Annotated in this window: 11 protein-coding genes and 5 pseudogenes; 5 read left to right on the top strand and 11 right to left on the bottom strand. The window is 61.1% G+C overall.

Annotated elements, in window-relative coordinates:
• Positions 1-171: 171 nt before the first annotated feature.
• Positions 172-1386 carry a hypothetical protein gene (locus NKH37_RS32565; protein ID WP_353042382.1) on the bottom strand — a complete coding sequence of 405 codons (1215 nt, stop codon included), beginning with the start codon at positions 1384-1386 and terminating at the stop codon, positions 172-174.
• Positions 1387-1390: 4 nt separating this feature from the next.
• Between NKH37_RS32565 and NKH37_RS32560 the strand changes: the two genes are divergently transcribed.
• On the top strand, positions 1391-1870 hold the full coding sequence (locus tag NKH37_RS32560; RefSeq protein ID WP_353042380.1) for a hypothetical protein: 480 nt from the start codon (positions 1391-1393) through the stop codon (positions 1868-1870).
• Between the two features lie 72 nt (positions 1871-1942).
• Here NKH37_RS32560 and NKH37_RS32555 read toward each other — a convergent pair whose 3' ends face one another.
• From NKH37_RS32555 to NKH37_RS32545, 3 genes and pseudogenes are all read right to left on the bottom strand, one after another.
• Complete coding sequence (locus NKH37_RS32555; protein WP_353042378.1) at positions 1943-3475, bottom strand: Fic family protein; 1533 nt, start codon at positions 3473-3475, stop codon at positions 1943-1945.
• 402 nt (positions 3476-3877) lie between these two features.
• Positions 3878-4087: pseudogene (locus NKH37_RS32550) on the bottom strand (bifunctional hydroxymethylpyrimidine kinase/phosphomethylpyrimidine kinase); the annotation flags it as partial.
• A 14-nt stretch (positions 4088-4101) separates the two neighbouring features.
• Positions 4102-5262: a porin gene (locus tag NKH37_RS32545; RefSeq protein ID WP_353042376.1), complete on the bottom strand. Its 1161-nt coding sequence runs from the start codon at positions 5260-5262 to the stop codon at positions 4102-4104.
• Positions 5263-6307: 1045 nt separating this feature from the next.
• Here NKH37_RS32545 and hemN point away from each other — a divergent pair.
• Positions 6308-7648 carry an oxygen-independent coproporphyrinogen III oxidase gene (hemN, locus tag NKH37_RS32540; protein WP_353042374.1) on the top strand — a complete coding sequence of 447 codons (1341 nt, stop codon included), beginning with the start codon at positions 6308-6310 and terminating at the stop codon, positions 7646-7648.
• Positions 7649-7872: 224 nt separating this feature from the next.
• On the opposite strand, the pseudogene NKH37_RS32535 reads toward hemN, so the two are convergent.
• Positions 7873-8100 (bottom strand): annotated as a pseudogene (locus NKH37_RS32535) (PIN domain-containing protein); the annotation flags it as partial.
• On the opposite strand from NKH37_RS32535, the pseudogene NKH37_RS32530 reads away from it, so the two are divergent.
• A pseudogene (locus NKH37_RS32530) lies at positions 8097-8438 on the top strand (transposase); the annotation flags it as partial. The pseudogenes NKH37_RS32535 and NKH37_RS32530 overlap by 4 nt on opposite strands.
• 4 nt (positions 8439-8442) lie before the next feature.
• Here the strand turns inward: NKH37_RS32530 and NKH37_RS32525 are convergent.
• Entirely contained in the window at positions 8443-9405 is a 963-nt protein-coding gene (locus tag NKH37_RS32525; protein WP_353042372.1) for an NUDIX hydrolase, read from the bottom strand.
• A gap of 147 nt (positions 9406-9552) precedes the next feature.
• Here NKH37_RS32525 and NKH37_RS32520 point away from each other — a divergent pair.
• Together NKH37_RS32520 and NKH37_RS32515 are read left to right on the top strand one after the other, a co-directional pair.
• Positions 9553-9765 (top strand): annotated as a pseudogene (locus NKH37_RS32520) (3-methyl-2-oxobutanoate hydroxymethyltransferase); the annotation flags it as partial.
• A 261-nt stretch (positions 9766-10026) separates the two neighbouring features.
• On the top strand, positions 10027-10644 hold the full coding sequence (locus NKH37_RS32515; RefSeq protein ID WP_352895423.1) for a cold-shock protein: 618 nt from the start codon (positions 10027-10029) through the stop codon (positions 10642-10644).
• A 116-nt stretch (positions 10645-10760) separates the two neighbouring features.
• Here NKH37_RS32515 and NKH37_RS32510 read toward each other — a convergent pair.
• The 5 genes and pseudogenes from NKH37_RS32510 to NKH37_RS32490 all read right to left on the bottom strand — a co-directional run.
• Positions 10761-11842 (bottom strand): annotated as a pseudogene (locus NKH37_RS32510) (HPP family protein).
• A gap of 643 nt (positions 11843-12485) precedes the next feature.
• A complete protein-coding gene (locus tag NKH37_RS32505; RefSeq protein WP_352469027.1) occupies positions 12486-12719 on the bottom strand; it encodes an ABC transporter permease family protein in 234 nt (77 codons plus the stop codon).
• A gap of 76 nt (positions 12720-12795) precedes the next feature.
• Positions 12796-12966, bottom strand: a complete 171-nt coding sequence (locus NKH37_RS32500; protein ID WP_352959293.1) for a hypothetical protein — start codon at positions 12964-12966, stop codon at positions 12796-12798.
• A complete protein-coding gene (locus NKH37_RS32495; RefSeq protein WP_352959304.1) occupies positions 12935-13069 on the bottom strand; it encodes a hypothetical protein in 135 nt (44 codons plus the stop codon). Before NKH37_RS32495 ends, NKH37_RS32500 begins: the two co-directional genes overlap by 32 nt.
• A gap of 206 nt (positions 13070-13275) precedes the next feature.
• Positions 13276-13751 (bottom strand): TCP-1/cpn60 chaperonin family protein (locus tag NKH37_RS32490; RefSeq protein ID WP_353042369.1); only part of this gene is annotated, 476 nt, incomplete at its 5' end.

Here is a 13751-nt window from a genome sequence, read left to right as displayed (position 1 = left end):
CGCCATCGGCGCTCGTTGCTGCCGAACTGGTAACGTCCGGTCATCAGCACATCCGGGGCCATGTCGCCGGGGCATCGCTGCCCCCATATTCTTCCGCGGCCTTGCGGAATAGCCGCCATAACATCCTTTGGAATACCGCTTCTTTTCATCATCCCCCTCAATCACGTACATTCACTGCAACAGGTTCAAGTCGAGCAGCGACCGGGCATACTTTTCGATAAAGCGCCGGGCATGCTTCATCCCGTCTCTGAGTTCCGCTTCGCTCATTTCGTGAGCGCGATGGATGATCCCGTCACGCCGCCCGACCAACGCACTCAGATTGTCGCGGTGGGACAGCCGTTGCGGCGCGTGCAGCACCCCGATCCGTTGCAACGCAGCCTGCAGAGCGCCGAGCGCTTCCCGGGGGCCGAGCGTCTCAGTGCCGTTTTCGCGGAAGGCTGACAGCGCCAAATCTTCCCGCCGCTCAAACAGCCCATAGAGGAACATTTCCACAGCATGCACGGTCGCTATGGCAGCAAGCCGCCGATTATTGGCGCCGCCTTCCAGCTGCAGCTCTTCTGCCTTGCGGAAGAAGTCGCGCGCCATCAGGAGAAAGCCATCGACCTGCGGCAGCATCTCGTTTTGGCGCGCGAGATATTCAAGCACCAAGGCCGCGACAAAATCCTCTGCCCACGGCTCTGCCTGCCTGCCTCCGAGCACGGTCTGACCGGAGACCAGCCAGGCATCTCCAGCCGCCAGCTCGTGGGGCACGTTATCGACAAAATCAGACCGGCGAATAGCCTCCATCGCGAGTGTCGTGGCGATGACCTCGGGATCGTCGTCGCCCGCGTCGCGCGGAAGCGCGCCTGTGTCAGGAATAACTCGTGTGATCAGCCATGACACGGCTTTCCGAATTGCGTCGTGGTAGCGGTCATCGCCAAGCCGCTGAAGGGCGACTGTCGCCGTGGCGCGCAGGCCGGGCCGGGGAACCCCTTCTCTAGTTTCATTCCAGTAGCCCCCACCCTCCTGGCGGCGCACGAGGCGATCAGTCAGGACCGCAATTTCCCGGCGCAGATCGCCGATAAGTTTCGGGCTTCGCGAACAGCGCCAGAGTGCGTAGCCGATATTTTCAACCGGGCCGGCAGCTTCTCCCTCGCCAGTGCCGAGCGCGATCATATGCGTTGCGCATTCGGCCAGCGCGCCGTCAAGGCGCCCCGCTTCCGTCGCGCTGCCGTAAAGGTCCAGGAACCACGCCAGCGAATAAGACCAGTCGGCAGGCAAGTCCTGCCCATTGTGATCCCTTGCGACGACGGCCACGACGGCGTTGCGGCCTTCGGGCGTGCGGGGCTCTATCCCAAGGATCGGGTATAATTCGGGTGTCGGCTGCTGAAGGATACGCGCCGGCACGACAGTGCTTCTCCAGCGAGGGAGGAAAATCCTCCAGTTCTTCGGCCAGTTCGGCAGCTTCTCTCCTTCGTCCCTCGCGGCGCGCTTCTACATATTCTGCCGCAACCACGGCAACGGTGCGCTGCGCCCGTTCAGCGGTGCTGGTGGCAATCAGCTCGGCCGGAATGTCACCATCCTTGATCGCCCAGTGCGTAGGGTGCTGTTCGAACTGTTGAATGCCCAGCCGGTCCGCAATCTCAACACCGCTGACCGGTCGAGAAAGGCATGTTTCGGATCGGGCTCGAAGGTGAAGGCCAGTTCGTGTCCGCGCCGAACGATATTGCGTATGCGGCTGTGCCGGACCACGCGCGCGTGCGGGCCTCCCGCCCCGACTTCGTACATCAAAAGCGCCGGGATTTCCTCCAGCCGGCGCAATGTTTCAGGGCGCGAGGTCGATAGCCTCGGCCTCGGCGCCGCTAGATTCCTTGAACCGGTCAATGGTTGACGTGAACGGCGGCGTTTCCCACCACTCGCCGTGGCCCGAGACAAGCAAGTTAAACATGGCACACCACCGACCTCACGCCGCCTTCTCCATAGACCACTTCACCCGTTCGGCGAGAAAGGCGGCGAATGATTTCACATTCATATTGCCGCTCGCCTCCTCCAGCCCTGCGAGGTAGGCCTTCCGGTCATCGACTCTGACGATTGTCCAGGGGTAACCGCCTGAAGCCAGCATCGCGTTCATGAGGAACCGCGCCATCCGTCCGTTGCCGTCCGGATAGGGGTGCACATAGCCCACAAGCCAATGCCCCAGCACGGCACGCACGGAGGCCTCCTTCTCCGCCTCCAGCAGGTCGAACAGCTCATTCATACCATCGGCCACCGCTTCGGTACGCGGCGGCACGTGCTGCGAGCCGCGCAGGTACACAGGGTGATTGCGATATCCCGCAAGCGCGCTGGCTTTAAGGATGCCGGCGGTCACTGACGGCGCGAACAGCTCCCGGTACCACTCCCGGTGAGTGTCCCGCGTCAACGCGCCGGCTGGCTTGCCGTTGATGATCGCGGCAACAGAGTCTTTGACCTTCTGGAATGCGAGGTAGTAGCCACGCGCGGCAAGCGCATCCCGGTTCTTGCGGTCCTCTTCATCAATCTCCGGATTCCAGCTCCCCTCGCGCACCCGGTCGATGAGTTCCGGGGTGACGCTGTACCCTTCTATCGACAGCGAATGGTAGGCGTCGCTTTCGTAGATATCCTCGACGAACTTCATATAGGCGTCTTTGTCGGACGGCAGTCCGGGTGCCTTCGGGAATATCTCGATGATGGCTTCGCGCTGCGATTGCCAGATCGCGCGCAGGCGGGCGACCAACGGCGGTACGCCCGCCGCAATGGTTGTCACTCCAATTTGTGCCGCGAACGGATCGGATTCGCGCACGTCATAGCCGGCGGCTTTGAAGGCGGCCACGATTTCATCGGCAAAGGAGTCGCGTCCTACGCGACGGAAGGCCCCCGCAAGCCGTCCCGCCACGGCGGAATGGCCGCCATCAAGCAGCAGGGCCAGAACGGTTGATACGTCGCGCACCGACGCCATGGCGATCTGCATCTCGATAGGGGCGCGCTGGAAGAACGCTTCCGGCACCCGGGTAAGGGCGGCCTCGACAGTGAACACGCGCTGGCCGTTTTTCTCTGTCAGTTCGGCCGGCATCTCCTTGACCTTGAGGTCATAGAGCGAAGTGCCGAACAGCAGGTCGATTTTGTTATTCGTGCCTTTGGGGGCGTTCACCACCACCTGAGGCGGAATAGTGGGCGCTTCCGCGTGCAGAAGCAGCGACTGCTCCGGTGAGAGGAACCAGTCCTTGCCGAACCGGTCATTGCAGTAAAGGGAGCAGAACTCCCAGAAGCTCGCGTACCAAGGGGTGGTGTCTTGCTGCCGTGCCTGCGGGCCGGTCGACATGAGCCAGCCTTTGATAACATCGCGCAGGAACCCGTTCTGCAGCAGCCGCTCCCGGTGGACGCGGGTCAGCTCATTTGATTTGAATATGCGCCGCCCACCCTCCTGCAGCTCTTTGAGGACGGCCAGTGATACAGCGAGTTTTTCATGGGGCTTGGCCATGGCCGTGCCTTTGCAAGTTTTTAGAGCTGTGCGATTACAAGTATATAGTGCTGATAGGCGACAAGTCAATGATGCTGTGGAGTTGCAAGTTTTTTTAGTCGTGCGATAACAAGTTTTTTATGCGATAATCGGCAAATGCGATCGTTTCCATAGCCGCGCGAAGGATCGTTACCCGGATGGGCCGAGACCCAGCTCCCCCGCAGGCTACGCAGGGGCTCGGGGCGAGCCCAGAGCCTGGCCCTCCGAAGCGCTTCGAAGGAAGACGCGCCTCTTTGAAAAACTCGCCCGTTGTGCATCGTGGGTACCGGTAAACGCGAATTCTCAAAGAAAAGACGCTCCTTACCTCTCCCTCCCGCCACGATCATCACGGCCGCGCCCGCGCTCACTACGCCGCGACGCCCGCGAGATCGCTGCACGCATCTGATCGGCCACCAGACCGGGTTGCAGATGAAGGATGTCCGTGACGCTGTCGTGTGTTTGCACCGTCACCGCAGTGACGGCAAGGCAGCTGCGCACGCCCATGGAGGAGAGCGTCTCGATATCGCGCGCGATTCCGGCACCCCCACTGGAGTCCGATCCGCCGACGACAAGTACATGCGATGCCTGCCTCAGCGCCCTTTCATCCGTTAGAATGAGCGTTCGAAACGCAGGATTCCGCCGACACTGCTCTTCTTGTTGGCGTTGGTCCAATTCATGTTGGAAGCGCCGTCCACCTTGCCGACGGCGAAGTTACCGTATCGGCCATAGTCGAGTTCCGCCGTAACTGTGAAATCTGGAAGAAACGCATAGGCGACGTTTGCAGCGACACCATGGTTCTTGAGCTGATCACCGGAGAGCTGAAGTTTGAACGAAGTTGTCTCGTTGAGCTTGTAAGTGGCGCCAGCCCAGAAAGCCCAGTTCCCGCCCCAACTCTTATAGAAGCCGCGACCATGAGCGTCGATGGCGTTCGTGGAGTCGTCGTTGAGCTTGCCGTTGGAACCGTAGCCGAGCATTCCGAACAGCAACAGTTCGTTGGTGACATTGATGTCGACACGGACCTTGGCGGCCACCGATTCGTAGTTGCTATCATAAGCGGCAACGCCGGTGATCGCGCCCCAGCCATGTGTGTATTTCAAGCCGCCGACTACGTGCGGTGCGTAGCTGTCGATTGTGCCGACCACGCCCGAGCCTTCTTCGAGCGAAACCACGGCCGAAAAGCCGTTCCCGGCGTCGAAGTAGTACTGAACCACATTGGTATCGAAAGCGCCGTACGGAACCGGCGTCTGGTTGAGTACGTCACCCGCGCCGCCAATAAACATGTCGAAGGCCGACCAGTCCTTACCAACTCGGAGGCCACCAAGCTGAATCCAGGCGAAAGTCAAGGTGCTGTCTCCGTTGAAGGCATGGGACCGAGAACTGTCCGAAACCGAAGTGTGGCGGTTGCCGAAGTTGATGCGGGTTTCGGTGTAGGTCTTCAACGTGCCGAGTTCGGTCTCCTGGCCGGTCCAAGTTTTCAATGTGAAGCGCGTGTTGTTTTGCCATGTGCCCTGATGCTCACCAGTCCTCACAACCGAGGTTCTTGCGTGATCAACCAATCCGACATGGCCCAAGCCGACGTCGTAACGGACATAGCCGCCGATGCGCACGCAGGTCTCAGTGCCTGAAATGTAGACGTAGCCCGAGCCGTAGACGTCGCAAACTTTAACGTACTCAGTCGGGTCAGGCTCGGCAACGGCGGTCACGGCGCGAGCGTCGGAAACGGCAATCAGTGCCGCAGTTGAGCCGAGGAGGAGGCTCCTAATGTTCATTGTTGATCTCCGTTCAAAGAGCAAAAGGAATGGACGTCAGTGATGAACTCTTGCTAAGGAAACAGTCGATAACGATGCGCATTGAGTTGAATTTGAGCAGTTTTGATGCGCTCGTCACGCCAGATATTCATCAGAAATTGAGAATATGATGAGGTGTTATTGTTACAAATATGCGATTGTTATTACAAATATAATAATCGCCGAAACGACGCCATCCAACATTTCTGTACAAATCATCCCCGTCATCTCCGCTAGTTGTGGGCGGGCCGTCACAAAGGCTCCTACTGCAAATGACGTGCCATCCTGACGACGCAGCTGCGGCTTGAAGCTCAAGTGTGCCGGCGGACCTTGGTTCGCTCTTCCTTCCTTTTTGCCTTGCGGATCAACCCAAGCACGAACGGCAAACGTTTCGGCTACGGTTCGTCTGTTCGCTTCGCGACAGTTTCGTTCAATGGCGACAGCTTTGTTTGCTGTGAGCCCCGACGTTGAGACATCATGCGGCGGCACCGCTCGGTACGACGCCGTCATTTTGGCGAGCGCGATGATCGGTAATCACGCGCTGACGCGCAGCCTTGCCTCCACCACGGAGTCAGTAGGCGCGCCGGCATTGGCATTGCGGCCGACCTGACGGTCGCGTCGAGCAGCCTCTCGTCCTGATAGACGGCGCGCCACAGCTAATGCTTCTTGCCAGCAATTCACACAACGAGCTCATCGAGATGCCAGAGATCACTATGGGGCTGCGCTAGCTGGCGAGCAAAGTCTGGTCCCAACGCCGTGTTATCTCGTTGGATGCGGCAGCCGCGCTCAGCAGAATCTACTCGACCAGGCGCAGGCTGAAGGGAAGGGATGGTGGAACCAAACGGTGCGCGTGAGGGTCGCGGCGGGAACAGCCATGGCCAGTCGCTGACCGTCCAGCCAAGACTGAACGGCCGCTATTGCTGAGAAATACAACTTTCGAGCCCAAAGCGGAACGGACTGACATAGCGCAAAGACACAGGCGAGCGCAGCGGTAAGGTTGGTGGTTATCAGCATGGGACGGTAACCGTTGCAGACCACAAAATATCGCGAGGCCGGCCTGCCTTGGTACACTATCTATCCGACTGTGTCGGAGTTCTCTGGGGCGGTCGGCGCCGAGGCTTATGAGGAATGGCTCAGGAACCTGCCGGCGGACGATCCGGTGTCGCTCTATTTCCACGTTCCGTTCTGCCGATCAGCTTGCTGGTATTGTGGCTTCCCCACCACCATCACCCGCCATGATGCGCCGATCCTTAACTATCTGGCGGCCCTGCGTGACGAGATCCGTTTGGTCTCGGAGCGAGCGCCGCAGACGCTGCCCGTGAGCGACATGCATTTCGGCGGCGGAACGCCGTCTCTCATAGGACCAGCCGAGTTCCTGGCTCTGATGGAGTTCCTGCGACGCCGCTTCGCTCTCACGAAAACAGCTACGGTTGCCGTCGAGATTGATCCGCGCACGTTCACGGTCGAGATGGCCGAGGCCTTAGGAGCGGCCGGCGTGAACCGTGTGAGTCTCGGCGTGCAGAGCTTCGATCCCATTGTTCAAAAAGCAATCAACCGGGTTCAGAGTGAGGCGCAGACGTCGGCTGCCGTGGAAATGCTGCGGCGGCATGGAGTAAGCCGCATCAACTTCGACCTCATCTTCGGTCTCCCGCATCAAACGGTGCAGTCCTGCGTCGAGACCGCGAGGGCGGCGGTCGCAATGCGCCCCGACCGGCTTGCGGTGTTCGGCTATGCGCACATCCCGTCGCTTATAAAGAATCAGCGCCTCATCGAGGAGGCAGTTCTTCCGGGCAGCGCTGCCCGCGCCGAACAGTATGCGGCCGTGGCCGCGACGCTGATTGCCGCCGGCTACCGCGAGATCGGGCTCGACCATTTCGCCTTGCCGGACGACGAGCTCGCGCTGGCACAGAAAACGGGTCGCCTGCGGCGTAACTCGCTGGGCTACTCGGCCACCACCTGCAGAACCCTGGTCGGTTTCGGCGCGTCGGCTATCGGCCGCGTCGGCGAGGGGTACGTCCAAAACGAAGTTACACGGGATTCCTACATCCAGCACATCGCAGCTGGCCGTCTGGCGACGTCAAAGGGCTATCGCCTCACCGACGACGACCGCGTGCGAGCCGCAATTATCGAGCGACTAATGTGCGATCTCGAGGCCGATGTGCAGGCAATCTGTGCCGCCCACGGATTTGATCCGATCCGTCTTCTCGATTCAGCTGAACGCTTGGCGATGCTGGCCGAGGACGGGATAGTGGACTTCGAAAACGGTTTTGTCCGCGTACGGCGGGAGCATCGCTTTGTGATTCGTGCTGTCGCTGCCGCGTTCGATGCTTTTCTCGATCGGGATGGCCGTAAGCATAGCCCCAGGTGAGGGCAAGCATCCAACCGGAAGCTAAACTCGACGCCCTTGGCCGAGGCCTGTCATAAGCGCGCGTCAAGGTGCGAAAAGCAGAGCTGATCCGCCTATTTCATCTCATCTTCAATGACATCGACCTCGTGGCTGGCACCGAGGCGTTTCCACTTGATCGCGGTAGGTGCGGGATATCTGGGTGTTTCGCCGTCAGCGCATGAAGATCCACGCCATGTGATGGGTCAGGAGATCGCGGTGGCTGCGATCAGCCCGTCCATCGATGACAGACCGCGGCCACGCCGCTTCGCGAGGCCCGTCAGGTCGCCCCAGGCCAAGGCAACCAGTTCGTCCACCGGCAGGACTCTCGACTCGAAGCGCTGCGGCAGGTTCCGGGCGAGCCATTCGGCCAGTGCGTCACGTTGCGGACCTTTGTCCATGAGGGCAGCGCCGCGCCGGATCTCGGCGATCGACACAGACCCGCATTGACCCTACGCGGCTGGTCTTCCTGGATGAAACATGGGTCAAGACCAACATGGCGCCGTTGCGCGGCTGGGGTGTGCGCGGCAAGCGGCTGATGGCCCACGCACCATATGGCCATTGGAAGACGATGACCTTCATCACCGCGCTGCGGCAGGATCGGGTGGAGGCGCCTTGGGTCATTGACGGACCCATCAATACGCAGGCCTTTCGCGTCTATGTCGAAACCGAACTCAACAAAACACTGAAGCCGGGCGACATCGTCATTCTCGACAATCCCGGTTCTCACAAGGGCCAAGCCGTCCGCGACATCGTCAGGGCTGCTGGCGCAAGGCGGGTCAAGCCCGCGAGAGCGGCAATTTTGTTCCGGCTATCACCCTCTCGTCGAGAACGGCGTGACGGAAGCGATAAAGTTGCGCCGGCCGGCCGCCGGTTTCCGCGGTTGTCTCACCGGTTTCCTCGACCAGCTCCTGCTGCTCGATTAGCCGGCGAAAGTTCGGCTTTCGTACGAGCCTGCCGGCAAGCGCCTCCACGGTGCGCTGCAGCTGCAAAAGCGTGAAGACCGGCGGCATCAGTTCGAATACGACCGGCCGGTATTTGATCTTGGAGCGCAGCCGCGCAATGCCGGTCGCCAGGATGCGACGATGATCGGCGATCATCGATCTGCCCGAGACCGAGGTGGGCGCAGCGGAATGTCCGGCGCGTATTGCTTCCTCCACCAGGGCGGCTTCGTAGAGCAGCTCATAACGTTGAAGCGCGAGTTCCTCGTTCCAATGGCGGTCGTCAAAGCCGAAGGCGATCGCCGCCCGCCGTCGTCGGTCGAGGCGTGTCGTACTGTGGTCAGTGCCATCCGCCCATTCCATCAGGCGCGGCCGCAATTCGTCCAACACGACCGCCGGTGTGCCGGAGCGGTGATCCTCCCACGGGAAATAGTCGTACCAGCTTCCCCAGTGTCGCCCGGCCGGGTCGCCAGCTTCGTCTTGGTGGGTGAGCGCCAGATAGCTGATAGAGACCACGCGGTCGTCAGCGCCAACCCTGTCGCGATCGGCGAAGGTGTAGAGCTGTTCGATATAGCCGAGCGGCTGGCCGGTCTGTTGTTCCACCCATCCCCTGAGGCCCGACTGCAGCGAACGGTGAGCAAGCTCGAACGGGCCCGAGGGCAGGGCGTTTGCCTGCGGGATGGTCAGAACGCAGGGGGCGCTGCTGTCCATGGCGACCACAACGGCGATCAAGTCCGCATTGACGTCGTTGGCCTTGCCTCCAGCTCCGCCTTTCCTAATCCCTTTTGCGCGTTCGTCCATGGTCCCCGAGGTTGTTGAGCAGAGCCCCGCCGCGTAAGCGGCTGAACCGATTGAATTCCGTTTTTGTCTGATAATTGTCGGCGCGTCAACACCACCCGTCGTGGCGATTTTAGCTCTTCGCAGCTGCACAAAAAGTGCCAACGCGACATCCGTGCTTGGGGAAGGAGGCCCATTGAGTGCGCCGATTCAAAGCTCGTCGATCGACATTCCGACGTTGTTCTCGTCGGCGACAGCGCGGCATGGTTCTCCACGGCTTGGCGTCGACGCTGGGCGTGACGCTGGAGATGATAATCATGCACGGTCAGGCCTGCGCTCCTGGAGCCGGCGCAAATGGTCGTCGACCCGCCGTTCGGTTCCTTTTGAAGAAACCCGGAGCAGGCTTTCCGCAATGCCTGATAAAGCCCTTCCAGTGCGCCCGCGCCAGCATCATCGCACTCGCACTCCAACACAACCTATGCGAGTCAGTAAATCGACTCGCCGGCACTATTGTTTCAGGGGAAATGAATCTAGTTTCAAAGGGTTCGGCCGATAGGCCGGGCACAGCTGCGGCCTTCACGGCCTTTTTGACATAAACGCGTCGCCCGATTGAGATTATCTTGACGGTAGCGCAGTGCGCCATCCATGCCAGTCGAGATGATCATGGGCAAATATCGAGACCATCGCGAGCCACGCCGGCATCGCTATGACGATGACCCCGTTTCCTTTTCGGAACGGACTTCCGAGCCAAGCTATTTTCAGCGCCCGCCGCCCGTGACGGCAGATCCTGTCGATGCGGAGGTATTGTGGTTCACAGTCAGCAAGGGTTTTGGCTTCGTCAAACTGTCGGACGGCACGGAGGCCTATCTGCACGTGCGAGTGTTAGAGGCGGCCGGAAGCCGGGATGTTGCCGCGGGGACGCCTCTCAAGATCACGGTCGAAAAAAGTCCAAAAGGTCATCAAGTCGCGCAGGTGCTGGAGATCGGCGATCACCGCTCGAAAACTCCGTCACATACGCGCGTCGCTGGAGGGACCTTCGTTGAAACCGGTGCGCAGCTGGAGAGGGGGGGCACGGTCAAGTGGTACAAACCCGAAAAGGGCTTCGGCTTCATTGCTCCTGACAACGGTGAGAAGGACGTCTTCGTTCATGCCAGCGCCCTGACGCGCTCAGGGCTCAGCGTGCTGGTGGCGGGACAGAAGGTGTTTGTCGAAGGCGGGCAAGGCAAGAAAGGCTGGGAAGTCCGGAGCATTCGCCTTGCCTAGACGGCGATGCATTGCTCGCCTCGAAGGAGATGCCGGAGAGCGTCGGGCGGCCGCCATACTGCTATCCTATTGGCGCCCCATCGGGTTCCCGGATTGAGCAAGTCCGGATCCCTATTTTATGCCGCTGCCAGCGTTGTGTTCGCCATGTGCACGCGCGCTGCCGCTGCCAGCAGGTCGGTCTGGGTGATCAGCCCAATAATGCGTCGCTCGGCATCGACGATGACCACGGCATGGCTGCGGCCGTCGGTGAGCACCGGCAGCAGGCTCATGGCCGGCGTATCGGGAGAGGCGGTGCCAGCCTTCGACATCACAGCCCTCACCGCGTCGGTCGCCTTCGTCAGCTCGCGCAGGCCAACTACACCGACCAGCCCGCCCTCGGCGTCGGTCACCGGCAGCGTCCGGATGTTGTGATCGAGCAGCAAGTGACGCGCCTGGTCGGCAGGCGCATGTTCATCGACCGAAATCACATCGCGCGACATGATGTCCTCGCACAGCAGGGTCCGGTGGGAGCGCACCATCGCCTGCAACTCGACCTGCCGTAGCAGCCGCTCAAGATCGTTGCGGTCGATATCGAAGGTTTCCTCCAGCGCGCCGAGCGCGGCATCGATATCCTCGGGCTGGAAGCCGACCCGCTCCCGCGCCGGCGGATCGATGGTTCCATGCGCGCTTTTAAGGGCGGGAGCCGCCACATGCGGATAGTTGCGCCGCGACAGTTTATGGATGCCGTAGCCGAGTGCGACCAGCACGATCGAGTTCAGCGCTACCGGAACGAAGGGAAACAGCAAGCCCGAGCTGAAGACGGCCGGTCCGCCGAACACCGCAGTTAAGGCGGCGGCGCCACCCGGCGGATGCAGGCAGCGCGTGAACGACATGGCGGCGATCGCCAGCGCCACCGCAATGCCGGTAGCAAGGACGGGTTCATGCACGAAATGCGCCACGATCACCCCGACCAGCGCCGAAATCGTATTGCCCCGATAATCGACCAAGGTTGCGCCAGCGGGCTTGAAGGCACGGCAAAGAGCAGCACGGCCGATGCTCCCATTGGAGCAACCAGCAGTGCGACATGTGGGCCAGACCCGTTCGCCAGCGCACTGATCACGCCAGTCAATGCGATGCCGATCATGGCCCCGATGCAGGCGAGCAGCCGCTCGCGCAGCGTTGCACCGGCAAGGATCGGAACAAAGAGACGAAACGCCATGGCATACCCTTGGGCGAGTGGTCGGAACTCCGCGCTCCGCAATGCAGGCAAAGCCACAGATTTGGAAGTTAAGCCAATTCGGAAAGTCGGCTCACGGGGGAAAACTTTTGCGCGAAGCGGCCATTGCCAAATGGGTGCAGACATTTTGATCAGCCAGAGGAGGCGGACGGCACGCTGATCCGCTCGAGCGCAGCTAGAGGCCAAGGGCTGCCGTGCCGCGGGCAGCCGGAAATGGGGATGGTCGGAGGTCGAGCTGGGATGGACACTAAGGAATTCAGAGGCTTCGAAAAGCGTGCTGACAATGTCGGCATGGCAAGACAAATCAGGCCCTTGTCGCTCCACTTCCGAGGCGAACTCCAGCGGAGTGCGGCTTCTACGCGGTGCTTGGTCTGCCTGTCCTTGCCACCATCGGATTCGTTGGCTGCTGAAACGTCCACCAGTAGCCGCTGAGAAGACGACTGCCGCCAGTGCCGTCGTGGAACCGCTATATGACGGCGGCGTGGTTACAGAGCCGGCTCGTGTCGATCGGGCGGGGGAGCCTGATGTGACGTACATGGTCCAGAAAGTGGCCAATGAAGGTGCTGGCATCGTCAACGTGATCAGGTCACGTAATAGCGGTAACACAACCGCGACCACGAGCCTCTCAGGCGTTCGATAAGGCGGGAAAATCCGATCGCCGGACCAAGCGCGATTCCGCCACACTGCCACACACGAAACCGATCAGGTCACGTTCCAGGCTCGCCAGAAGATTGGAGCCGAGGCCACCTCGGCTGAACTCTGCCATGCCGCGGGCCGCCACCTCTCCCAGCCGCGGTAGAAAACGTGGGTCAGCAGCGCCGGCATGGGCGAGCAACTCCCAAATCGCGAGCAGCGCCATCGACACCGCAAGCGGCCGCAGATGTCGGCCGATGAAGCGGAAGGCCGGCGGTGCGATGGAAGCGCCGTGCGACAGCCTATCCCGACCTGCAATCGTGATCAGGCTGATCGTGGGTCTCCGGACGCCAGCGTTGCAGATAGTTTTCGGCAAGCGTGAGCAGGCCGTGGATCACCAATTCGGTCAGGCCGACCACGATCATGGCCGAAAGAACGAGTTCAAATTGAAAGAGCTGACGACCATAGGCCATCAGGTAATCGGAGCCCTTCGAACGATGCGATGAGTTCTACCGCAACCAGGGTCTGCCAGCCGTTGGCAAGGCCTTCTCGCAGCCCTGTAAAGATCCACGGCACGGCGGAAGGCAGCACGATGATCGTGAGTTTCGACCAGCGGCTGAACGAAAGGACACGGCCAGACCCGTCTCACGACGACGCCGTTGCGCTTCGCCGCCATCAGCTGGGTAGAGGACTTGCACCTCCAAGCTGTCGATCATGCTCGGCACACAAAAAAGGGCGGCATTGCTGCCGCCCTTTCCGCTGTAGGTTGATAGGGGGCTGGATTAGAAATCCATACCGCCCATGCCGCCCATGCCGCCCATGCCACCGCCGGGCATACCAGCCGGCATGCCGCCGCCAGCCGACTCCTTCTTCGGAGCCTCGGCGATCATAGCTTCGGTGGTGACCAGCAGGCCGGCGACCGAGGCCGCGTCCTGCAGAGCCGTGCGCACAACCTTGACCGGATCGACGATACCCATGGCGATCATGTCGCCATATTCGCCGGTCTGGGCGTTGAAGCCGAACGTCGCGCCCTTGTTCTCAAGGATCTTGCCGGCAACGATCGATGCTTCCGCACCGGCGTTGGCCGCGATCTGGCGGGCCGGAGCCTGCAGCGCGCGACGCACGATTGCGATGCCCGCGGTCTGGTCGGAGTTAGCGCCGGTGACGGTGATGGCCAGCGAAGCGCGCAGCAGGGCGACGCCGCCGCCGGGAACGATGCCTTCTTCGACGGCCGCGCGGGTCGCGTTGAGGGCGTCAT

The organism is Mesorhizobium sp. M1217 (assembly GCF_040318275.1).
GTDB lineage: Bacteria > Pseudomonadota > Alphaproteobacteria > Rhizobiales > Rhizobiaceae > Mesorhizobium.
The sequence above is the reverse complement of the archived record's forward strand: the minus strand, read 5'-3'. Positions and strand labels throughout refer to the sequence as shown.